The following is a 22383-nucleotide window of genomic DNA, read 5'->3' on the forward strand; positions in this document are numbered from 1 at the left end:
AGAATGAAGTCATGACCATGAAACCCACGCGCACGCGTTTAAGCGTTTTATTCATGCTGTTTATTGTCACTGCTATCAATTACATGGATCGCGCTAACCTGGCGGTGGCCGGTTCCCATATTCAGGGCGAGTTTTTCTTATCCGCCACGCAGCTGGGTTTACTGTTTTCGATGTTTACCTGGTTTTATGCGCTGAGCCAGATTCCGGTCGGCTATCTGCTTGACCGGATTGGTTCACGCTGGCTGTACGGCAGCGCGATTGTGCTGTGGAGCCTGTTTACCCTGCTGATGGGATTGGCGTCGCATCACTTTTTCACCACCGCCACCGCGTCATTTATGATGCTACTGGTGTGCCGCGCGCTGATTGGCGTGGCGGAAGCGCCCTCTTTTCCCTCCAACACCAAAATCATCGCCACCTGGTTTCCCGACCATGAACGTGCGCGTGCAACGGCAACTTATTCCAGCGCGCAATATATTGGTCTGGCGCTGCTGACGCCGGTGCTGTCGTTTATCGTCTCTCAATGGGGTTGGGAGATGTCATTTTATCTCTCTGGCCTGGTTGGCATTGTGTTCGGCATTTACTGGCTGATTGTCTATCGCGACCCGCAGCACAGCAACAAAGTGAATGATGCGGAACTCGATATTATCCGCAAAGGCGGCGGGCACGGTTCGGTGAATCAGCAAAACGGAAACGGCAAGGTTAACTGGCAATCGGTGAAATACATCCTGCGTCAGCGCACCACTTGGGGTTTGTTTATCGCGCAGTTCGCGGCCTCGTCGACGCTCTACTTTTTCCTGACCTGGTTTATTGTCTATCTGGAAAAAGGGCTGCATCTGTCGATCGATAAAGCGGGGATTGGCGCGATGTTCCCTTATCTGATGGCGATGGCTGGCGTGCTGTGCGGCGGAACGCTAAGTGATTTTCTGCTGAAGCGTGGCCGCAGCCGCACCTTTGCGCGCAAGCTGCCGGTGATGCTGGGCATGTTGCTCACCTGTTCGATTGCGCTGGTGAATTTCTTCCAGGACAGCCCGGTGATTGCCATCGCTATTCTCTCTATCGCCTTCTTCGCCAACGCCTTCTCTAATCTCGGCTGGGTGGTGTGCAGCGATGTGATTCCGCGCCACTTAATTGGCACCATCGGCGGCTTTCTGAATATTTTTGGCAATCTCTCCGGCATTGTCAGCCCGATCATCATCGGCGTTATTTTGCAGCGCACCCACAACTTCCAGTACGCCATGTGGTACATCGCCGCCGTCGCGCTTATGGGCTTTTTGGCCTACCTGCTGCTGGTTGGCAAAATTGAAGTGATGACGCCGCCCGGCGAACAACCGGCTGAAAATAAGAAGAAATTCGAAACCCCTTCAAACGCATAGAGAGAAGCATAATGCAGCAAAAAACAGTGAACGCGGTGATCGTCAATGCCGCACATGATGTGCGTTGTGAGTCACGGGAAATTGAGTGGAACGCGCAGCAAGTGTTAGTCAAAGTTGAGCGTGGCGGGATTTGTGGCTCGGATATTCACTATTTCCAGCATGGCCGCGCGGGCATGTCGGTACTGAAAGCGCCGATGATTTTAGGCCATGAATTTGTTGGCATCATCGAGCAAGTACCAGAAAACAGCGACCTGAAGGTTGGCCAGCGCGTGGCGATCAATCCTTCCCAACCGTGCCAGCTGTGCGCGCTGTGTCAGGAAGGAAAACAAAACCTGTGCCGCTCAATGCGCTTTATGGGCAGCGCACAGTTTTTCCCACATGTTAACGGCGGATTTGCCCAATATGTTGGCGTCAATCCCGTGCAGTGCGTACCGTACAGCGACGGCGCAGATGCCAAAGTGATGGCCTTCGCCGAACCGCTGGCGGTGTGCATTCATGCGGTACGCCAGGCTGGCGATCTGACCGGCAAGCGCGTGCTGGTCACCGGCGCCGGACCGATCGGTTGTCTGGTCATCGCCGCGGCGCTGGCTTCGGGTGCCACCGAAGTAGTAGCAACCGACATCAGCGAGCGTTGCCGTCAGCTGGCGAACGAGATGGGTGCCAGCGCGGCGTTGGATCCGCGTGACGAGCAGCAAACCGACCTCTGGGCGGAAAATGGCGGCAGTTTTGATGTCTGCTTTGAAGCTTCAGGCGCAGGGGCGGCGGTGGCTTCGCTGGTTGCCTTTACGCGTCCGGGCGGCATTATCGTGCAGCTTGGCATGGGCGCGGCAGAAGTGAACTATCCCATCGGACCGCTGCTGGTCAAAGAGATACAGCTGCGTGGATCCTTCCGTTTCACCAGCGAGTTCACCACCGCGGTGCGCTGGCTTGAGCAAGGCAAAATCAATCCGCTGCCGCTGCTTTCGGCCGAAATGCCCATGCAGGATGCTGCACGCGCGCTGGAACTTGCAGCGGATAAAGAGAGCGCGGCTAAGGTGCAGCTGATTTTTTTTTAATGGCTGAAATGCTGGCAACTGGTAGAAATTGAAGGCTGATGAAATTGAAAATTTTCATGTCCTGATGTCAGTAATTTATTTATATGACTCAATTTTATAAGCTGGTCAAATGCGTGCCTACCATAACAAAGTAGGCACAACATATCTTACCGACTCAGCGTTGCATTAAGCGCGTCAATTGAAGTTTGTAATCCGGCTTCAACACTCATAGTGAGATCCTCCATTTCAAGTGAAACATCACCGTCATAACCTGTCATTCGCAAGACGGAGAAGAATTCTTTCCACCATTTCAGATCTTGACCACAGCCCACTGCGACATAATTCCACGTACGCGTTTTAGTGTTGGTGACAGGCTGATACTCCATAAGTCCATCAACGTCTGCAAGTCCTCGCTCAATACGTGCATCTTTGCCGTGTACATGGAACACTGCACCTTCAAGTTTACGTGCCGCAGCTATGGGATCAGCGCCCATAGCTATTAAATGTGAAGGGTCAAGGTTGATGCCAATCATCTCATCTACGGCATTACGCAGGCGCAATAATGTAGATGGATTATAAACAAGCTGACATGGGAACTCTTCAATAGCAATTTGCTCAACCCCGTGATTTTTAGCGTGCTGTACAAACTTTTTCCACCATGGAATGGCAACATCATTCCATTGGTAGTCAATGACACCTGGCATATAATCTGGCCATGAAATAGTAGACGTAATCCAGTTTGGAACACGATCATCAGGTCCACCGCCAGGCAGGCCACTCATCATCACTATTTTCTTAACACCAAGCCTGCCTGCCAATTCAACTGCGCGGTAACTACTTTTAGTGTGTGTTTCGCCCAATTCACCTGGAGCCAGTGGGTTACCGGAACAATTCAAAGCAACAATGCGTATATTGCGCTGAGCCAGTTCCTCTTTAAATAGTTCAAGTTTTTCAGGTGAAGCGAGTAACTCTTCGGTTTTGACATGAGGACATGGCGACCAGCCGCCTGCGGTCATCTCAACACCATTGATACCATAACTTTGGACCTTATCCAGCATCGCCGAAAACGGCAAATCAGCGAGCACATCCGTACACAATGCAAGTTTCATTATTCAATCCTTTTCTTGGGATGTTAATTAAGGCTGTTCAAATAGTTCAATAAATTCTTGTTTGGATTTAGCATTTGCTAATAAGTAAGTTTTCACTTCGTTACCTAATAGATCCGCAATGTCTGCCAACACCTGGATATGTTCATTTTGTGTTGCAGCCACAGCGACAACTATGAAAACGACTTTTCCAGCTCCCCAACTAACGCCATTTGGAAATTGAAAAACATGAAAACCTGTTTTGTTCACCAGATTGAGGTTCTCTTTAGCACAATGCGGAAATGCAATTCCTGAGCCGATATAAGTAGATACATGTTCCTCACGCGCTAACATACCCGCATAAAAACCTGGCTTAACAAAACCGTTTTTTTCTAATGCATCTGCGGTGAATTTTATTGCCTCAGTTTTTGTTGCTGCACGACAATTTAAATGCAGAGCATCTTCAGCAAGTTTCATCATGATTTTTCTCTTATAGTTATAATCAAAGATAGAGAGCAGGCTGAGATGGAATAATAACGTCATGTTTTGCACCATCTTTTAGCGATGCTAAACCAGCATCGCAGACGAGAGCGACAACATACCCATCCCATGATGATGGGCCTGTCATCTCACGCTGGGCGTTAACGTTATCAACAAAAGTTTGTACCTCGCGGTCGTAGGCGGTAGCGAAGCGCTCCATACAGGATTGAGCAATGTGTTGCGCGTTACCATTCAACGATCGAGTCGTTATTAACTGCTGCTCATTGAGTGCCCCAATGGAATTTTCACCAATGACTTCGCAACGGATGTCATAACCATATTGACAATTTACGAAGAGTTCATCATCTATACGAACACCAGATTCTGTCTCAAAAATCACGATTAATGGATCTTGCAAATGTGGTTGCGCACGACGAGTTTTTTTCCCCGGTTTATCCACGCGGACAGATGTTATATTCTCATTTAACAAATAACGAATGATATCAATTTCATGCGTAGCTGAGTCATTAACTGCCATTTCCAAAGTGTAACCTTCCGGAACGGAAGGATTTCGGTGAGCACAATGAATGAGCATAATATCGCCGAGTTCTCCGCCATCAATTGTCTTTTTCAACGCCTGATAACCCGGATCAAAGCGGCGCATGAAACCAAGTTGGAGCAGGCGTTTCCCTGCCCTCACTTCAGCATCAATAATTTCTTTGGATTCATCGGCGGTAGGTGTCAACGGCTTCTCACAAAACACAGGTTTACCGGCTTTAAATGAAGCAAGTATCTGGTCTTTATGAACCGGGCCAATCGAACAAATGAAGACTGCATCAATTAATTCTGAATTTATCATTTCTAACGCATCATAAAATGCCGTTGCACCGTATTCATTTGCCACTGCATCTGCTGCTGTATGATTAATATCACAAACGGCAGTTACCCGCGCACCGGTAATAACATTACTGAAGCGCTTAAGATGATCACGGCCAATCATACCGAGACCAATCAAACCAATATTTACAGTCATTTATTCTTCCTTAGTTGCAATAGTGTTAAAAGCGAAATTTCTTTTCAATTTGCTCTAAAGTCAATCCGCGTGTTTCTGGCAAGTATTTCACCAACAGAAGAAGCATAATGATGTTAGTCGCGCCAAAGAATCCGAAAGTCATGCCACCACCGTAATGGCTTAACAGGTACGGAAAAATAGATTGAATCATGAAATCAAACATCCACAGTCCAAATACAGCAAAGCCCATTCCTACGCCGCGCATTCGCAATGGATATATTTCAGCTAACATCAACCAGAATACCGGTGCGATCCACCCCTGCATAAATACCAGAAATACCAGCATAAGACCGAGGATTACATAGGGTGCATTAGCGAAATTGGCATGGAGTGTTTCTACACCATTAATAGTTTCGGTATGGAAAAATAATTTAAACGCCAAACCGATTAAAAGCAGACTGATAGTGACGCCAGCCTGACCGGTAAAGAACATTTTACGACGTGAGTGTTTTCCAATTAATGCCATGCCAAGGAGTGTTGCCAATACGGAAATAATTCCATTTGCGACCGCTCCCGTGACTGCAGCTGCATCGCCGAGACCTGTAGCTTTGAGTACAGTTGGAGCGTAGTACATTATGGTATTAACACCTGTTACTCGTGTTGCTAATACAATCATTAAGCCGATTAACACCAGTTGAATCACCCACCGATTCTTTAATTCGGCAAAAAGATTAAACTTCAGCTGATCTGCTTTAACGATCTGCTGTATTTCTTTTACTTCTCTATCAACTTCTTCCGGAAGACGAAGCGTTTTCAAAACTTTAACTGCTTTTTCAGTTTCACCGCGTCGTATAAAGAAGCGTGGTGATTCGGGCATCATTAGCATACCTATCCACAAAAGTGCACCAGGTAATGCTGGAATGGCTAACATGATGCGCCAGTTATGCTGCATTTCAGGGTAAAGGTTAACAATGGCAGCATTGACTGAATACGCGAGAAATTGTCCAGTAACTATCATTAATTCATTGACTGTAACCATTCTTTCTCGTTGGTCGGCGCGAGCCAGTTCAGAAATATAAATTGGGACGGTTACTGAAGCACAACCTACCGCTAAGCCAAGTATAAATCGCGCGACTATCATGGATGGAACATCCCAGGCGAAGGCAGTACCTAATGCTCCAAACATAAAGATTGCGGCAACCCATAATAAGTTTTTTCTACGCCCCTGTTTATCGGAGAGATAACCGCCAAATAAGGATCCTAAAGCTGCACCGAACAATAGGAAAGAAGTAATAAATCCTTCCTGAGCAGGCGTCAAATTAAGATCATATTTCATAAATATTAGAGCGCCTGAAATAACGCCCGTATCATAACCGAAGCATAAACCACCTATTGTTGACACAATAGTGATTAGCCGCATACGTTGCGGGTTCTGCAGGTGAGTTTTATTATACATATCTGTTCCATCTGGTTGTAAGGTCGTACGGTTAGAAGCCGTTATGATGGTCAGTTTTAGGGCTTGTTATTTTTCAGCCGAATTTGAAACTTATTATTTAATAATCAATTGCAATATTAGTTTCTTTATATTTTGAGAAGCGAATGTTTACCCTTATCGTTACAACAACGTTATATCAAAGTTAATTTCAAATACTAGATGCTTTCGCTCACTCGAGCTCATGGCGTGCGGGTGATCATAAATTAACAATGAAAAGCACTATTTGAAGTGACTAATGTCACACATCTATATCCATGTATTGACAAAACAAGAGTCAAGACAGCGTGAAAGTTAACATAATTGAATGGATGTTTAACCTTTTAATGATTTTTTAAGAGCATTTAACATCTAATAAAATCAATGGGTTATCGAGGAAATGTTTCATTTTTTAATTAAACCTACATTTAAAGATAATTGTTGAATAACAATAATGATGATGTTGTTCATTTACAGTTATTTTTTCCTTTCAAAACATGTTCGGTTCAATCTGTAACTAACCAGCAGCATTATACGGGAATGCAGCGTCGATTTTTTGAACAAAATAAAAGTGTGACAGCGATCAAACTTCTTTTTGATTGAGAAATTTGAATAACAATATTTTGTACATGAAGTACTTTTATTATTGCAATAGCTAGACATCTCAATGAGTTAAATAATCATAAAAAGCAAAATTGATGATTACGAGACCATTAAGTAATGTAAGAATAGCGACACACTGACAGGAGCTATCATGCTGACCTTTTGCCTCAATGAACATCCCTTTTCCCATGGCTTCGAAAACAGCCTGCGACCACGCCTAAAATTTATATGTAAGGCAGAGGGACCAGAAGCGGCAATACCACGAGTGATGCATAAACACGATGATCGCTTTGAAATCATGTTCATTCGTTCTGGCTGCGGTGTCTATAACATCGATGGACGAAGCTACGATGTCAAAAAAGGGGACATCATGCTTTTTAACGCCAATGTCTTGCATGATGAACAACCGACGGCCTCGGAGGAGTTGATGATCTTCAGTTGCGGTGTTGAGCAGCTAAAAGTAGATGGTTTACCTATGAATGTATTGACACCTCGTACTCAACCTACTGTCATGCCTAGTGGCGAGTTCTACGGTGAAATTTGTCAACTATTTGATCAGATGTGGTCCCACGTCAGTTGCAAACGTCTTTACAGCTCTGAGATTGGCGACAATTTGCTAAATGTGTTGCTTTTAATTTGTCGCAATTTATGGATGGGCCACAAGCATGAGCAGGAAACGGACACCATTTTGCTTGGCCAGCGTGTTAAAGATTATATTGACAATCATTATAAAGAAGACATTGCATTAAGCACAATTACTGCAGCACTCAGCATGAACCAATTTTATCTTGCACATGCATTTAAAGATTACTCAGGTTATTCACCTAAGCATTATCAAACAAGGCGTCGCATTGGCGAAGCACAAAACTTATTACTTAGTACGGACTTGGGCGTAACTGAAGTTGCTAATGCAGTCGGTTACGATAACGTTAATAATTTCCATAGAATATTCCATAACCTTGTCGGCATTCCACCTGCGCGATATAAAAAATTCTGGCTAACGGGTCAAGTTAAGACTTAATTTTAGCCATCCGACCGCAAGCTTCTGAACAGGTTTATTTCATAAACCTGCAGAATTCCTTTTTCTTAAAAAGTAAGGAACCATTATGACGTTGGTGACTTTAGGCGGAGGCTATTATGCAGAATAATAGTCGATGTAATGCTCGCTATGTGTATTCATTATGCTGCATTGCCACTCTCGGTGGTGTGATGTTTGGTTATTCAACCGGTGTGATTTCAGGCACTGTTGATTCAATTCAGGCGCATTTTCAACTCGATCCCTCTCAAACTGGGTGGGTAGTATCAAGTATCTTTGTGGGTTGTATTATCGGTTCTCTTGCTGCGGGAAAATTAGCGGATAAGCTAGGACGCAAACCCGTACTTCTCCTCGCCACCCTGGCTTTTGCATTATCAGCCGTGGGTTCGACTTTCGCAGATTCTTTTGTTTTATTCTCTTCAGCACGTATTGTCGCGGGCTTGGGTATTGGGTTAGCTGGAACGGTTGCACCGATGTACATGGGCGAAATTTCACCTGCCAGTATAAGAGGGAAAGCCTCGGGTATATTTAACCTTTCGCTTGTAGGTTCTCAAACACTGGTATTTCTCGTCAATTACCTCATTGGTCGTGGTATGTCCGAAACTTGGCTGATAGATGAGGGCTGGCGCTGGATGATGGGGGCACAGTTTGTTCCCGTCATCATGATGCTATTCTGCACGCTGATCCTTCCTGAATCTCCTCAATGGTGTATAAATCATCAGCAAGGCGAAAAAGCGTTGCGTGTACTCAAAAAAATCTATCCAGATCTTAATCAGGAAGAGGCTCGACAGATTATCTCAATGCGCAGTGAACCCAGCAGTAGCGCTAAAGGAAGCAGTTCACTGTCATATATTTGGCATACACCCGTGCTGCGCTACGCATTGCTCATCGGCTGTAGCATTGCAATTTTGCAACAGCTTACTGGTGCAAGTATCGTTATGTATTACGCTCCATTGATCCTAAATACAGGTGATATGAGTAAGGATACTCTTCTTTTTCAGACTATTTTCATAGGCCTGCTAAATGCTTTAGGTTCATTCATAGCGATGAATCTTTATGATCGCTTTGGTCGTTTACCAGTGATGAAAATTGGGACTATAGGTTCCATTGTGTCTCTACTGTTATTGTCATTAAGTATGCTTAATCCAAATAGTGGTTACCTCGCTATCTGTTCCGCATTGCTTTTTATGGTTATGTTCGCCATCAGTTGGGGGGCTGGATGCTGGGTGCTAATATCAGAAATCTTCCCGCCTCGTATAAAAAGTTATGCGATGGGAATGGCTGTGAGTTTTATGTGGATATTTAATTTCCTTGTGACCCAATTCTTTCCTGTTTTAAATGAGATTCCGGTTTTACAGCAGGCATTTAATGGCGCATTTTCATTTTGGATCTTTGCCGCTATTAACCTCTTTTGTCTACTCTTCCTCATACGATATGTCCCTGAGACGCGCGGTGTAGCACTAGACGATATTGAACAATTACTTGCCGATCGTATCAAGCTCAACAACACATCCCATTCATCTGCTGTTTCATCCGCTTCAACCGAAAATTTGGGAGGTAAACATGATTAAGGCATTGCACGGTATTTCAACACATTATTGCAACGTAGTGACTGAAGCGCGTATCGCAGCAGAAACCGGTTACGACGGACTTGAGTTTCTACACTATAAATTACTGCGTTACCTTGATAACGGCGGCAGTACCAGCAGTTTGAAGAAGTTGGTACACGGCTTTGGATTACAAACATCTTGCCTGAATGCGCTAATTGATATTGAGCGTTATAGGGACGGTTCTAAGCAACAAATGCTGACTGAAGCAACGAGGTTAACGCAGATAGCTTCAGAGCTTGAGTGTCCGACAATTCAGATACTTGCACAGCATGGCATCGATCATCTTCCTAAAACGCAGATACTCGAAATAATGACTGAAAATATTTCGGACATAGCTGCCATTGGCGAGCAGTATGGTGTGCGTTATCAGATTGAGGTTATTGCTCATACCAAATTTAATACATTGGAGCAGGCACTTGAAGTCATTCGGCGCATCGATAAACCTAACGTTGGGCTGGTCATAGATTTCTGGCATTTATTTGCTACGGGTACCACTACACCTGACGATATTAAAAAACTAGATCCATCCCTTATCTTCGGTGTGCATTTTTGTGATGGCCGTAAGCCTTTACCTGGGGAGGCATGGGAGGAAACGGTGCTACGTGCTTATATGCCAGGGGAAGGAGATATTGATATTCAGGCCTGGACAGATGCTGTTAGAGCTACAGGCTTTGATGGCGTATGGTCTGCTGAATTGTTTAGTCCAGCGCGCTGGGAAATGGACCATGCTGTCCTTGCAAAACAGGTAATTGAAAACATGAATTATTACTTAAAGTAATTATTGCGGGCTCATCAACTAAACCTATGTATGATGAGCCTGAAATCATATGATTCAGTATTTGCGTGTCTTATAAGGCAAACGGAAACGATATATTGACCAGGGTGAATGCGTGTGATCTTCACCCTGATTATTTTGGCTAAGAAATTCTATTTGCGGCGCAGGAACATAGATCCATCCATTGACAATAATTAAAGCATCGGGTGTCTCTAATCGGTCATCCTGAATAAGTGTCTCAACTGAGCCGTCTGGCTTTAGGCAATCAATTGACCTTTTCTCAACATTGGATAAATAAATATTTCCATAGGCATCTATGGCTGAACCCCCAATTGATGGAATTTCGGCTACTTTTTCAATTTTAGATTCAAGCATACTGTCAGTATAGGAATTATCGAGAAGATATTTGGTACGTATTCGATAGAGCGGACCCGTCGGTGTTGAATAATAAAGCCATTCGCCATCGGCAGTAACTTCGATTACATCACTGTGTACTTCCGGTCTTTTTCCCCTGGCATCCTGCAACACTCTGCCTTTGAATCCTTTCTGCACTAAGTCATAAGGTTTACGTAACAGCACCGATGCCGATAGCCTTCGTATGGTATGGCCACTTTTAAGGTTATGGATGATTATCCCACCTAATCCTGAATCAGTAACATAAATCAGCTCACCATGAATGCGAAGATCGTTTGGCGAGCCACCATCTGGCAATGAATTATCATCGAACCGGATAATATTTTTCGCTTCGCCTGAATTGATATCAAACGCAACCAATTTCGCGGCTCCCGCTTTAGGTTTATCGCCCTGAGGTGCTCCCTGGTCAACCACCCAAACCAAATCATCATTAAATATGTGGCAAGCATTTATATTAACCAGAGTATTTGTCCCGTCGTCTTCAGCATGCCATTGGTTCCATTGGTTACCGGGAAAAGCAACAGGGCCATTAAGCGTAATGCGGGCTAACCCAGGCGAATCAAAATGCCCTTTAAAACGCGGCAGATTGATAAAAGTGGCCCCACTTGATGAGATAGCTATACCATTTGCCAACCAGGGCGATGTAAAGCTACGTTCTAAAGCGGGTGTGCTAATCATTTTTGCAAAAGAAAATGTCGATTTTGTGAGACATATTATTGCAAGGCTGCCGCTTATAAATTGTCTACGTTGCACGGTACACTCCGGTGATTTAAGAGGCGGGGATCCATCGCGAGGCAGTGTTTTCAACATCATAATTTAGCTTGGATGGAAGGCTGATTAATTCAATCAGAACACCGAACGTAGTCATGCCAAACCATGTTTGGTTTCCCTTGCCTTTTTCCTGAGCAAAGCAGTCTGATGGTCCTTCGAACATTTTCGCGCCATGTTCACGCATTTTTTCACCCGCCATGTTGATATCATCAACATACAGCGAGAAATGGTTTATGCCTGAATTCGCAGGATTAGCCTGATGATCATCTGCTACGGGGTAGGTCTGAAAGAGTTCAATATTGCAACCGTTGGCGAGTCGCAACATTGATAAGCCTGTGACTTTCATATCGACAGGGAAACCATTTAGAGGATGCATGTTTTCGCCTGCAATCTCTTTATCTTTGTCGCCCGGCGGAGCCAACCGGTAAAGCACGACAGCATTTAATGCATTAACAAAAAAATCTTCTGCTTGCTTCAAGCAATTCACAGTGATGCCAATATGCTCTATGCCACGGATTGTCATCGTTTCTCCCGATTTATTTCAAATGACTATTAATCCCATATAAATAATCCTGGCATAAATGTGATATTTGTCACATATGGAATAGTAATAGTTAATTTCACCTTGTGTTTGGAGTATGGTAAATAATGAATTCGGGTTGAAGATTCATCATGAAGTGCGTAATATTTGAAGACCATTTCATGCATAAGAAAAACACCTTAATAAGGACAATTCTTTGGTAGAATAATATTCCAATTAGCGCGACAAAAACATAAGCAGTCTGTGTCCTCAGATATATCCACTATCCGAGGCCAGTGTAAGAAAACTAAAAGAGCTTAAATGGAGTGCTGATGCGTAGCAGCAACTCCCTTACAGGCCGATGTGTAGATTACTGTCAACAAGGCACTACGGATAATAGGCTATGACACGAAAATGTATATCTGCGGGTATGGCTTTCGGGCTATGGCTTATAGCGCCCTAATGGAATCTGGACGCTGGTTACAAGATGCAGTTTAACGTCAAATGAGTCACAAGGAGCGCAACAGCGTGCTGCTTACTTACATCCATAAAGCGGTGTATTTGGAAACCAGAAGGGCAATGATACAATGTTGGTCTGACTATCTAGATGCTTGCCGGGGGAAGTATGTTCCGCCCTATAATCGGGGCCGAATAAACTGTTTTAGAATAAATCAAGCTAGCCTGACATAATTAATGATAAAGTGAAAGCAGATCCTACACATTTAGGATCTGCTTTCTTTAGTTAAAAACTTGAACCTGCCACAACTAAAATAACCCGCTCAATTAGAGTATTAAAATTGTGTTTGATAAAAAACCGCTAGCGACAGTTTTCTACTATCGGTATATTTTCCTGACTTTACCGTCATGGAGGCTTAGTTTTAAAGACTTCTTGTACTAATACACCGAAGCGTTCATTCCTAAACGTCACCGAAATTCTCAGCGAAAAAATCACTCTATATATTATTTACAGTTTATCAATATTTCGTTTACTAAAGTAACTAGTATCTCACTCATCGCCTGCAAGAAAACCAAAGTTTTTCGTAAGTGCTATTTTTTAAAACTTAAAAGTAGCGGTCGCTGTAATCTGACGCTCAGTTCCGTAATAACACGCTGTAGTGGCGTAACAACCTGCCACGTACTTTTTATCAAAGAGATTGTTAACGCTGACTCCAACATTAGAGCCCGGTAAATTAAACCTGGCCAAATCGTATTGAACTGCTGCATTCCAGATGGTATAGGACTTAACTTTGAATGAGTTGGCACTATCACCTTCAGTTGAATCGATATACCGTCCCCCGAGGCCAAGTGTCAACCCGCTCAGTGCGGTTTCATGAAAAGTGTAATTACCCCATAGTGCCGCCATATTTTTTGGAACTTCAGATGGCCGCTTATCCTTGTACAAAGTGTCTTTTGTATATTCTGCATCCGTATAGGAATAATTTCCTATGACGTCCACATTTTCAGTTAACGCCGCTTTAGCTTCAAGCTCAATACCTTTTGACTGTATTTCACCGTTTTGCACTGAATAATAAATATGTTCGGGATCCGTACTCAGATTTTTATTCTTCGTCAACTGAAAAACAGATAAGGTTGCGGAAATCAACCCATCATCAGGGATATATTTTAATCCTGCCTCATATTGTTTAGCTCGTGACGCCTGGAATGTTTTACCTGCATAGTCAGTGCCACTTGTGGGCAGGAAAGATTCACTGTAACTGAAATAAGGTGAAATACCGTTGTCAAACAGGTAGTTCATTCCACCCCGCCATGTAAACTCATTGTCTTCCTGCTCCGAAACAGCATTATTGCTCAAGCGATTGACACTGTCTGTTTTGGACCAGTCGTAACGGCCTCCAAGAGTTAATACCCAGCGATTCCATTCAGCCTGCTCCTGCAGATACAGTCCCGTTTGCTCCTGGTGATCAACCTGGCTGCTGGTACTGTAATACTGCACCGCTGTGTTACCATAAACAGGATTTATAAGATTCAGATTTGATGCCAGACCAAAGGCATGCCAGATGTCGTTTCGAGTACGTCGATAATCTACGCCCAAAAGCAGGGTGTGATCTACTGTATCTGTAGAAAACTTGCTTTGTGCCTGAGTATCGACCGCGAAGGTAGATAAATGCTCCTTGAACGCCAATGCCCCTCTTGTTAATTGAGTAGGATCAACGGCGGAAATACTACTACCATAGATAGTTTTATAATCCATATCGACCGTTCCATAACGCAGGTTCTGACGGACGGTCCAGTTATCATTGAGCTGATGGTCGAATGTATAACCGACTAACTTCTGGTTTCGGGAGATTTTGTTATAACCCGGTTCACCATCATTAAAGCTTGTTGGCAATTTACCTCCGGCACCATTAGTCACGGTTCCATCTTTAGGTAAATAACCAAACCAGCCAATGTCAGGTTCATCAAGGAAGCTGCTTAAAAAAGTGAAGCTAGTCTTGTCATCTGGACGCCAGGTAAATGAAGGTGCTATGGAATAACGCTTTGCTTTTTCGCCAGTTTGTTGTTGATCTTGATCGCTTGCGACACCAGTCATTCTGTAGGTTAATTCTCCGTTATCATCGGCCGCACCGCCAAAATCAAAACCGGTCTGAAAAAGATTATGATTCCCCACTTTAAACTGAAGTTCACGTATGGTTTCCGCTGTAGGACGCTTGCTCACTAGAGAAATAATTCCCCCTGGGTCACTCAGGCCATATAAGACAGAGACAGGACCGCGCAATAATTCTGCACGCTCAACCATATAAGGATCAACTTGGAATGATGCATAACTATCGTTCTGAAGTTTTAATCCATCAAGATAAATATTATCCGCAATCTGGCTAAAACCTCGAATATTGACTGAGTTGAATCCAGTTACAGACCCTCGGTTGTCAACCATCACACCTGCTGAATAACGAAAAGCATCTTTTAGCGTCGGGGGATCCAGCAAATCCATTTCTTCACGAGTCACGACGGTGATCGACTGTGGTGTTTTAATTAACGGAGTATCTGTTTTGGTACCTGTCGCACTGCGTTTTGCTACCATTGTACCCACTGGCCCCCAGGCATTTTCAGAAGTTGAGCTCTGACCATTAGTGGTAACCGTCATCGTATCTTCTGTAGAAGAGGTCGTGGGGCTGTCTGACGATAATGCCGGAAATGACAATGAACTGATAAACGCACTGATCATGACGGTAGAGGTACGTAGAACCAGAGCTTTTTGCAATTTCATTTATATACTCGTTTGGATTAAGTGAGAAATAATGTCGTGAGATCATATTCCAAGACTTAGAAATAAATGCCCTATATTGCCTAGCTTAATATTTCCTGATTTATCAATATCGGTGATATGAACCCGCGCCTGCCACCCATTTTCTTGTAGATGCCTATCAACTTTCACCCCAGATACTTTTCTGAAAAAATTTTCTGCGAAAAAAGACCATTCAGGATCTAGGGATTTACAGCGCCGACACACTCAAATAAAACTCATTCTCATTAAACTACGAGAATTAATGTTGCGATAGCGAAATACAGCCATATAGTTTTTCAATACAGCCAAAATGTACTTTCAAAGTCTTTTTGGCTGGAATGCGAAATAACATGACAAATTTTCGCAATGTCTCTAATTCATCGAAAGGATAGAGTGCCAATCAAAATGCCTGGATGTGGGCAAAAATGCGCTTAAGCACAGCCTAATTTCAAATCGATGAGGAATAATCATGCATCTACGAAACACTCGGGGGCAATTATCGCGGCCCTGCTCCCAAACCCTGTCTGTTTTCCCTGACAAAGGTGAGCATTTATGAGCCTCGCAATGAATCGCCATGTGAAGCCAGCAGTTATCAGCATACTCGCCCTCATTATAGTCTTCAGCCTGCTGTACACCTGGCGAAGCCTCCGTAGCAGTGGCGCAGAACAACAGACTCTGCCACCTATACCTGTAACTACAATCCGCGCAAAAACCAGTAACGTCGCAGATCAATTGCAAGCCGTTGCGAGTTTGCAGGCAGTACGTGAAGTATTGCTTGCTCCGGATACATCAGGGCGTGTGACCGCCATTAACTTTGAATCGGGCAAGTTTGTGAAGGAAGGAGATGCCGTGATACAGCTTTATGACGCTCCGGAACAAGCGGATCTCACTTCTGCCAAAGCAAAAGCTGATTTTGCGCAACTGCAACTTCGACGCACACAAACATTATCCAAAACGGGGGCCGAGTCCCGCGAACTTCTTGAACAGCGCACGGCGGAAGCCGCCCAGACCGCCGCCGCGGTCCGGCAACTTGACGCACGTATCCAGCAGAAGACCGTTCGTGCACCATTTCCTGGTCAACTTGGTATCCGTCATATCAATCCTGGTCAGTACCTTAATGCGGGTGATGAAATCGCCACGCTAACCCAGCTCGACCCCCTCTACGTAAATTTCACGCTGCCTCAGCAGGATCTGCCCAAATTAACACCGGGCGCATCGGTGCAGGTGACGGTAGATGCCGCACCGGGCCGGATATTCACCGCCAGAATTAGTACTGTCGAACCGAGAATTGATAGTGAAACACGTAACGCGACTATTCAGGCGTTGCTGCCTAATGCGGACCTGTCTCTGAAATCCGGAATGTACGCGACGGCACGACTGAGCTTACCCGCTACTACTGATGCCATCGTTCTCCCCCTTACGGCGATCCAGACTTCTGCTTCTGGCGACAGCGTGGTACTCGTGCAAAGCGCTAACGCGCAGGGGATAGGCAAAGCAATCGCCGTACCGGTGGTCACTGGTCCGCGACTCAGCGAAGAAGTCATGGTGCTGCAGGGCGTTAAAGCCGGTGACATTGTGGTGACGGCGGGTCAGAACCGCTTGCCGCCCGGTGCTACCGTGAAAATCAGCAATAGGTCTACTTCATCAGCTATCGCTTCAGATACAAACGCACAATAGGGAAAAAACATCGTGCATTTCACTGACATTTTTATTCGCCGACCGATTCTGGCGCTGGTCGTCAGCTTGCTTATCCTGCTGATGGGCATAACAGCCGTCTTTCAGTTACCTGTACGGCAATATCCCTATCTCGAAAATGCCACCATCAGCGTGAGTACCACCTTACCCGGCGCAACACAGGAGGTGATGCAGGGTTTCGTTACGACGCCAATTGCACAATCCATCGCTACCGCCAGCGGTATTGAATATCTGACTTCAACCACGACACAGGGCAAGAGTGTAATAAAGGCACGGCTGGTACTTAACGCCAACGCCGATCGCGCAATGACTGAGATTCTCGCTAAGGTGCAACAAGTCAAGTACCAGTTGCCGTCCGGTGTGACGGACCCGGTCATCAGCAAGTCTACCGAGGGCAGCACAGGGGTCCAGTACGTGGCTTTCTACAGTAAGTCGCTGACGATCCCGCAGGTAACGGATTTCGCCACCCGCGTGGCACAGCCCATGTTTACAGGAATTCCCGGCGTAGCCTCTGCCAACATTCTGAGCGGCCAGACCATGGCGATGCGCGTCTGGATCGACCCGATAAAACTTGCCGCACGTGGTCTGTCAGCCGGAGAGGTTGCAGCCGCGTTGCGTGCCAACAACGTGCAGTCCGTACCGGGGCAACTCAAGAGTGCCTTGACGGTTACCAATATCAGTGCCGCGACCGATCTGCAAAATGTTGAAGATTTCCGCCAGATGGTTATCAAGTCCAACCCCGAAGGTGGCGTGGTGCGGTTGTCGGATATCGCCACGATGGAGATCGGAGGTCAGAACTACAACAGTGCCTCATTCGCGACCGGCGTTCCTGCAATCTTCATCGAGCTCCAACCTACCCCGGATGGCAATCCGATCGATATCGTCAAACACGCACAGGAGCTGATTCCAAAGATCCGTGAAATGGCACCGCCTGGACTCACGGTAGCACCCAATTACAACGTGGCTACCTTCGTAAATGCTTCTATCTCGGAAGTCAAACACACGCTTGCTGAAGCCATAATTATCGTTATCGCGGTAATTTTCCTTTTCCTCGGCACGTTTCGTGCGGTCATCATTCCGGTCGTCACTATCCCGCTTTCTCTGGTGGGTACCGCTGCACTGATGCTGGCGTGCGGCTTTTCGATCAATCTTCTGACCCTGCTTGCGATGGTACTTGCGATTGGTCTGGTAGTAGACGATGCCATTGTTGTGGTGGAGAACATCCATCGACATATTGAGGAAGGCTTGTCCCCTGTACGTGCGGCCCTTTTGGGCGCTCGTGAGATTGTCGGCCCGGTGATAGCAATGACAATTACGCTTGCAGCGGTATATGCGCCCATCGGCATGATGGGGGGGCTGACTGGCGCGTTGTTCAAGGAATTTGCTTTCACTCTTGCTGGTTCGGTTCTCGTCTCCGGCGTGGTTGCACTTACGCTATCGCCAGTGATGAGTTCAATGCTGTTGAGTTCAAAACAGGGCGAAGGACGCCTCGCAAAACGGATCGAGCATACCATGCAGGGGATGACCGCTATCTACGGACTGTTGCTGGCGCACACGCTATCTGCGCGTGGTGTGGTGTTACTGGTAGGAGCAGTAGTCATGGGGGCCATCATAGTGCTGTTCTCAGGTACCCGTCATGAGTTGGCACCGATGGAAGACCAGGGCATTGTCCTGGCCGTCACCAAGGCACCCCAGTATGCAGGAGTTGCTTACAGCGCACATTATGCAGAACAAATCGAAAAAGTGTTTGAGTCGATACCGGAATTTGAAAGCAGCTTCATCCACATCGGCGATTACTCCGGGGGGCAAAACCTGACTATTGCAGGCGCGATTCTAAAAGACTGGTCCGAGCGCAAGCGTTCATCCACCGAGATCCAGGGCCAAATTCAGGCTGCTGGCGGTGCCATCGATGGTGAAACCGTCACGGCTGTTCAGATGCCGCCGCTACCAGGCTCCAGCGGTGGCCTGCCTGTACAGATGGTGCTGCGCTCGCCTGACGACTTTCAGACGTTATACGAGACCGGAGAGAAGATCAAAACAGCGGCCTATGCCAGCGGATTGTTCCTTTATGTACAAAATGACCTGGCCTTCGACAGCCCACAGGCACATATCAGTATTGACAATGTCCGCGCCAGCGAAATGGGTGTAACTATGCAATCCGTTGCCGATACTCTGGCGGTGCTGGTTGGCGAGAACTATGTCAACCGCTTCAACTTCCATGATCGTTCCTACGATGTGATCCCGCAGGTACGTGGTAGCGACCGTATGACGCCGGAAGACCTCGGACGTTTCTACGTCAAGTCTACTTCCGGTGCTCAGGTGCCACTCTCAACCGTGACTCGCGTTGAGATGCGTCCACAGGCCAACCAGCTTACCCAGTTCGGCCAGATGAACTCGGCGACACTGGAAATGTTGCCAGCGCCAGGGGTTAGCATGGGGGAGGCAGTCACATTTCTGCAATCACAGGCACTGCCCCCCGGAACCAGCGTGGACTGGCTCAGCGACAGCCGCCAGTTCGTGCAGGAAGGTAACCGTCTGCTGGTGTCCTTCGGCTTCGCGCTGGTGGTTATCTTCCTTGTGCTGGCGGCACAGTTCGAAAGTCTACGTGATCCGCTGGTGATCCTGGTCACGGTACCGCTGGCGATCTGCGGTGCGCTGGTGCCACTGTGGTTAGGTTACGCGACGCTTAACATTTATACCCAGATAGGACTCGTAACATTGATAGGGCTGATATCTAAACACGGGATTTTAATGGTCACCTTCGCTAATCACATCCAGCACCATGAAAATCTCAGCCGCATAGAGGCCATTCAGAAAGCTGCGACGGTGCGTATGCGTCCCGTTCTGATGACAACATCGGCCATGGTCGCCGGTCTGGTGCCGCTTTTGTTCGCTGATGGTGCAGGTTCTGCAAGCCGCTTTTCTATCGGTATTGTGGTGGTTATGGGCATGCTTATCGGTACCTTCTTCACGTTGTTTGTACTTCCTACAATTTACAGCTTCGTTGCTAAAGATCACCGGGCAGTCGCGGAAAGCCCCCGCGCCCGCGAACTCGCCAGTACGGAGGCACCTGATGTCGAACTGTGATCTGTTTTCTGCTCACACTGATGCCATGACCATAGTTCTGCATCGGGCATTATTTCCCATTTTACGTGCCACTTTCCTGGTCACTGCGGTCGCAACCTTCGTCACCGGCTGCGCCAGTGGCCCCGATTACCATGCACCGTCTTTGCCTCAAACCGCAGTCGGCCCTTTTGTCAGCAAACCGGACCATACGGATACCGCTCAATCTCTGCCGACTGAATGGTGGAAATTGTATGATGACCCCATCCTGAACAGACTTGTCCAGGAGGCTCTTTCGGCCAATACCGAGCTGCGTGTCGCCCTCGCTAACCTCCAGCGTGCACGGGCTATTTACAAGGAAGCGCAAGGCGGCTTGCTACCGTCTACCAACCTATCGGGTGGAGCAGGCTACGGACGCGACCAGACCACATGGACCGGCTCCGGTCAGGCACCCACGCAGTGGAGTTACAGCGGTGGACTTGACGTCTCTTATGAACTCGACCTGTTTGGCCGGGTTCGACGTGATATTGAAGCTGCGCAGGACGATACTGATGCCGTCGCTGCCGACTACGATGCGGCGAGAGTTATGGTGGTCGCTGAAACGACACGGGCCTACGTGGGCGCCTGCGCCCAGGGCGAATCCATCGACGTAGCACATTCGTCCATTGAACTGGCCCGACGTAGTCTGGACCTCATCAGCAATCAGGCACACGCCGGAGCGGCATCACATCTGGACGTGGAGCGTGCCGGTGTCACGTTGGCTCAGGTCGAAGCCACTCTACCGCCTTTGCAAAGCCAGCGGGATGCTGCGCTGTTCGAGCTGGCTGCATTAATGGGTCGCACGCCATCACAGGTACCAGCTTCAGCACGTGCCTGCACCAAAGCACCAGAAATTGCGGAAGTGCTACCGGTCGGTGACGGCACTGCACTGCTGCGTCGTCGCCCCGATGTAAGACAAGCCGAACGCCAGCTGGCTGGCGACACGGCACGCATCGGCGTGGCGGTGGCCGATCTTTATCCGCGCGTGTCGCTGGGTGCCTCAGGAAACTACCTGCGTAATGACTATCTGAAAGGCAATCGCACCTGGTCTTTCTCAGTCGGTCCGCTGATCTCCTGGACATTTCCGAACATGATGGTGGCACGTAGCCGTCTCGCTCAGGCGAAGGCGCAAACCGCAGCATCGCTGGCTCATTTTGATGGCACAGTACTGAATGCGCTGAAAGAGTCCGAGCAATCATTGAGCGCCTATGGTGCCGCGATGCAGCAGCGTGAGGCGCTGATCGACGCACGGGATCGTGCAGGGAATGCCTTCCGGTTAGCTGAAGAGCAATACCGGGTTGGCTCGATCAGTTACCTCGATGTGATCGTAGCGCAAAACAACCTGATAGACACAAGGTCACAGGTAGCCGCAGCTGACCGACGGGTAGGTAACGCCCGGGTAAACGTATTTAAAGCCCTGGGTGGAGGATGGGAAAAGACCAGTACAAAATAACAGCCCACACCAGCGCGTTGCATGTTTTGGGCCGCGCTGGTACCCACACTCATTTTCACCCAGCAGGCTTTACGTTGTAGCGCACAGCAGAAAAGTCAGCTCTGCAAAGGGGAATAAATATGGCTTGTAATGACAACCCAAAATTCATTGATCGCATTACGTCATTTGGCAATAAAAGCACTTCAACATCAAAACAACCCAAGCGAACTAACTTAGTCGTCCCTGATTCCAGGGGGAACGACAGTCAGTCACCGCATATTCAACGTCTTGAAGCAAGCCATCTCAGGGCAACATATGCAAGAATTTCTATACTGAACACTCTGAGTCAAGCTGCACCACATTGTCTTGGTGCTGGTCAATTATATCGCCTCCTTAACTCGAAGCCATCCGGGAGCTTAACACAAGCCACAATCTATCGGGTGCTCAATGATTTATGGGTGGCAGGATTACTTGTCCGCACCGATGGAGTTCGTGGTCGTGCCACCTATGCACTCAAGCCATGCAAACAATCACGTAACCAGAATAGCCTGCGTTGCAAATGTGGGGAAAAACTCATTTTCATTGAGGACCCGAAATTACATGAATATCTGCTCTCTCTTGCTGGTCAGGAAGGATTCGAACTTGACGGCGAGCCAGTATTTACCGTTACCATAATTTGCGCTGGCTGCTCATGATGAAATGGTGGTTAACAGACGGCTTATC

16 protein-coding genes and 1 pseudogene are annotated in these 22383 nt (G+C 46.9%); 10 read left to right on the forward strand and 7 right to left on the reverse strand.

Features of this window, described 5'->3' with window-relative positions; all coding sequences use genetic code 11:
- Positions 1-17 precede the first annotated feature (17 nt).
- Both ACMGGR_RS12435 and idnD read left to right on the forward strand, forming a co-directional pair.
- The gene (locus ACMGGR_RS12435) at positions 18-1373 is read left to right on the forward strand and encodes an MFS transporter (RefSeq protein WP_147200627.1); all 1356 of its coding nucleotides are present in this window, start codon (positions 18-20) and stop codon (positions 1371-1373) included.
- An 11-nt stretch (positions 1374-1384) separates the two neighbouring features.
- Positions 1385-2428, forward strand: coding sequence for an L-idonate 5-dehydrogenase (idnD, locus tag ACMGGR_RS12440; RefSeq protein ID WP_147198607.1), 1044 nt, complete (start codon positions 1385-1387; stop codon positions 2426-2428).
- Positions 2429-2574: 146 nt separating this feature from the next.
- On the opposite strand, the gene ACMGGR_RS12445 is transcribed toward idnD, so the two are convergent.
- Genes ACMGGR_RS12445 through ACMGGR_RS12460 form a run of 4 tightly spaced genes read right to left on the reverse strand, consistent with a single transcriptional unit; the run spans position 2575 to position 6440 of the window.
- Positions 2575-3516, reverse strand: a complete 942-nt coding sequence (locus ACMGGR_RS12445) for a sugar phosphate isomerase/epimerase family protein (protein WP_147198608.1) — start codon at positions 3514-3516, stop codon at positions 2575-2577.
- A 27-nt stretch (positions 3517-3543) separates the two neighbouring features.
- Positions 3544-4035: a PTS sugar transporter subunit IIA gene (locus ACMGGR_RS12450; RefSeq protein WP_254446245.1), complete on the reverse strand. Its 492-nt coding sequence runs from the start codon at positions 4033-4035 to the stop codon at positions 3544-3546.
- Complete coding sequence (locus ACMGGR_RS12455; RefSeq protein WP_147198609.1) at positions 3995-5005, reverse strand: Gfo/Idh/MocA family protein; 1011 nt, start codon at positions 5003-5005, stop codon at positions 3995-3997. Before ACMGGR_RS12455 ends, ACMGGR_RS12450 begins: the two co-directional genes overlap by 41 nt.
- 25 nt (positions 5006-5030) lie before the next feature.
- Positions 5031-6440, reverse strand: a complete 1410-nt coding sequence (locus tag ACMGGR_RS12460; RefSeq protein WP_147198610.1) for a sugar porter family MFS transporter — start codon at positions 6438-6440, stop codon at positions 5031-5033.
- A 769-nt stretch (positions 6441-7209) separates the two neighbouring features.
- Between ACMGGR_RS12460 and ACMGGR_RS12465 the strand changes: the two genes are divergently transcribed.
- The 3 genes from ACMGGR_RS12465 to ACMGGR_RS12475 all read left to right on the forward strand — a co-directional run bounded on the left by ACMGGR_RS12465 (position 7210) and on the right by ACMGGR_RS12475 (position 10482).
- Entirely contained in the window at positions 7210-8079 is an 870-nt protein-coding gene (locus ACMGGR_RS12465; RefSeq protein WP_147198611.1) for an AraC family transcriptional regulator, read from the forward strand.
- 116 nt (positions 8080-8195) lie between these two features.
- Complete coding sequence (locus tag ACMGGR_RS12470) at positions 8196-9665, forward strand: sugar porter family MFS transporter (protein WP_147198612.1); 1470 nt, start codon at positions 8196-8198, stop codon at positions 9663-9665.
- Positions 9658-10482 (forward strand): sugar phosphate isomerase/epimerase family protein, encoded by an 825-nt coding sequence (locus ACMGGR_RS12475; protein ID WP_147198613.1) that lies wholly within the window; start codon positions 9658-9660, stop codon positions 10480-10482. The genes ACMGGR_RS12470 and ACMGGR_RS12475 overlap by 8 nt, the downstream gene beginning before the upstream one ends.
- A 54-nt stretch (positions 10483-10536) precedes the next feature.
- Here ACMGGR_RS12475 and ACMGGR_RS12480 read toward each other — a convergent pair whose 3' ends face one another.
- The gene (locus tag ACMGGR_RS12480) at positions 10537-11646 is read right to left on the reverse strand and encodes an L-dopachrome tautomerase-related protein (protein WP_414147007.1); all 1110 of its coding nucleotides are present in this window, start codon (positions 11644-11646) and stop codon (positions 10537-10539) included.
- Positions 11647-11662: 16 nt separating this feature from the next.
- Positions 11663-12187, reverse strand: a complete 525-nt coding sequence (locus ACMGGR_RS12485; protein WP_147198615.1) for a VOC family protein — start codon at positions 12185-12187, stop codon at positions 11663-11665.
- Between the two features lie 346 nt (positions 12188-12533).
- Here ACMGGR_RS12485 and ACMGGR_RS12490 point away from each other — a divergent pair.
- Positions 12534-12874 (forward strand): annotated as a pseudogene (locus ACMGGR_RS12490) (tyrosine-type recombinase/integrase); the annotation flags it as partial.
- A 364-nt stretch (positions 12875-13238) separates the two neighbouring features.
- On the opposite strand, the gene fhuA reads toward ACMGGR_RS12490, so the two are convergent.
- Positions 13239-15413, reverse strand: a complete 2175-nt coding sequence (fhuA, locus tag ACMGGR_RS12495; protein ID WP_414147008.1) for a ferrichrome porin FhuA — start codon at positions 15411-15413, stop codon at positions 13239-13241.
- 570 nt (positions 15414-15983) lie between these two features.
- Here fhuA and ACMGGR_RS12500 point away from each other — a divergent pair.
- From ACMGGR_RS12500 to ACMGGR_RS12515, 4 genes are all read left to right on the forward strand, one after another.
- On the forward strand, positions 15984-17108 hold the full coding sequence (locus ACMGGR_RS12500) for an efflux RND transporter periplasmic adaptor subunit (protein ID WP_147198617.1): 1125 nt from the start codon (positions 15984-15986) through the stop codon (positions 17106-17108).
- A 12-nt stretch (positions 17109-17120) separates the two neighbouring features.
- Positions 17121-20213 carry an efflux RND transporter permease subunit gene (locus ACMGGR_RS12505; protein ID WP_414147009.1) on the forward strand — a complete coding sequence of 1031 codons (3093 nt, stop codon included), beginning with the start codon at positions 17121-17123 and terminating at the stop codon, positions 20211-20213.
- Complete coding sequence (locus tag ACMGGR_RS12510) at positions 20200-21681, forward strand: efflux transporter outer membrane subunit (RefSeq protein WP_217363408.1); 1482 nt, start codon at positions 20200-20202, stop codon at positions 21679-21681. The genes ACMGGR_RS12505 and ACMGGR_RS12510 overlap by 14 nt, the downstream gene beginning before the upstream one ends.
- Before the next feature lie 119 nt (positions 21682-21800).
- Positions 21801-22355, forward strand: a complete 555-nt coding sequence (locus ACMGGR_RS12515) for a Fur family transcriptional regulator (RefSeq protein WP_147198619.1) — start codon at positions 21801-21803, stop codon at positions 22353-22355.
- The last annotated feature ends 28 nt before the right edge of the window (positions 22356-22383 follow it).

Source organism: Erwinia sp. BNK-24-b (assembly GCF_047456155.1).
Classification (GTDB): Bacteria; Pseudomonadota; Gammaproteobacteria; order Enterobacterales; family Enterobacteriaceae; genus Erwinia; species Erwinia phyllosphaerae.

Bases quoted from the DNA above. Each gene is read 5' to 3' on its own strand.
- ACMGGR_RS12435 (WP_147200627.1), top strand. From the start codon at position 18: ATGAAACCCACGCGCACGCGTTTAAGCGTTTTATTCATGCTGTTTATT.
- ACMGGR_RS12470 (WP_147198612.1), top strand. From the start codon at position 8,196: ATGCAGAATAATAGTCGATGTAATGCTCGCTATGTGTATTCATTATGC.
- ACMGGR_RS12445 (WP_147198608.1), bottom strand. From the start codon at position 3,516: ATGAAACTTGCATTGTGTACGGATGTGCTCGCTGATTTGCCGTTTTCG.
- ACMGGR_RS12455 (WP_147198609.1), bottom strand. From the start codon at position 5,005: ATGACTGTAAATATTGGTTTGATTGGTCTCGGTATGATTGGCCGTGAT.
- ACMGGR_RS12485 (WP_147198615.1), bottom strand. From the start codon at position 12,187: ATGACAATCCGTGGCATAGAGCATATTGGCATCACTGTGAATTGCTTG.
- ACMGGR_RS12510 (WP_217363408.1), top strand. From the start codon at position 20,200: ATGTCGAACTGTGATCTGTTTTCTGCTCACACTGATGCCATGACCATA.
- ACMGGR_RS12515 (WP_147198619.1), top strand. From the start codon at position 21,801: ATGGCTTGTAATGACAACCCAAAATTCATTGATCGCATTACGTCATTT.
- fhuA (WP_414147008.1), bottom strand. From the start codon at position 15,413: ATGAAATTGCAAAAAGCTCTGGTTCTACGTACCTCTACCGTCATGATC.
- idnD (WP_147198607.1), top strand. From the start codon at position 1,385: ATGCAGCAAAAAACAGTGAACGCGGTGATCGTCAATGCCGCACATGAT.
- ACMGGR_RS12500 (WP_147198617.1), top strand. From the start codon at position 15,984: ATGAGCCTCGCAATGAATCGCCATGTGAAGCCAGCAGTTATCAGCATA.
- ACMGGR_RS12475 (WP_147198613.1), top strand. From the start codon at position 9,658: ATGATTAAGGCATTGCACGGTATTTCAACACATTATTGCAACGTAGTG.
- ACMGGR_RS12450 (WP_254446245.1), bottom strand. From the start codon at position 4,035: ATGACGTTATTATTCCATCTCAGCCTGCTCTCTATCTTTGATTATAAC.
- ACMGGR_RS12465 (WP_147198611.1), top strand. From the start codon at position 7,210: ATGCTGACCTTTTGCCTCAATGAACATCCCTTTTCCCATGGCTTCGAA.
- ACMGGR_RS12460 (WP_147198610.1), bottom strand. From the start codon at position 6,440: ATGTATAATAAAACTCACCTGCAGAACCCGCAACGTATGCGGCTAATC.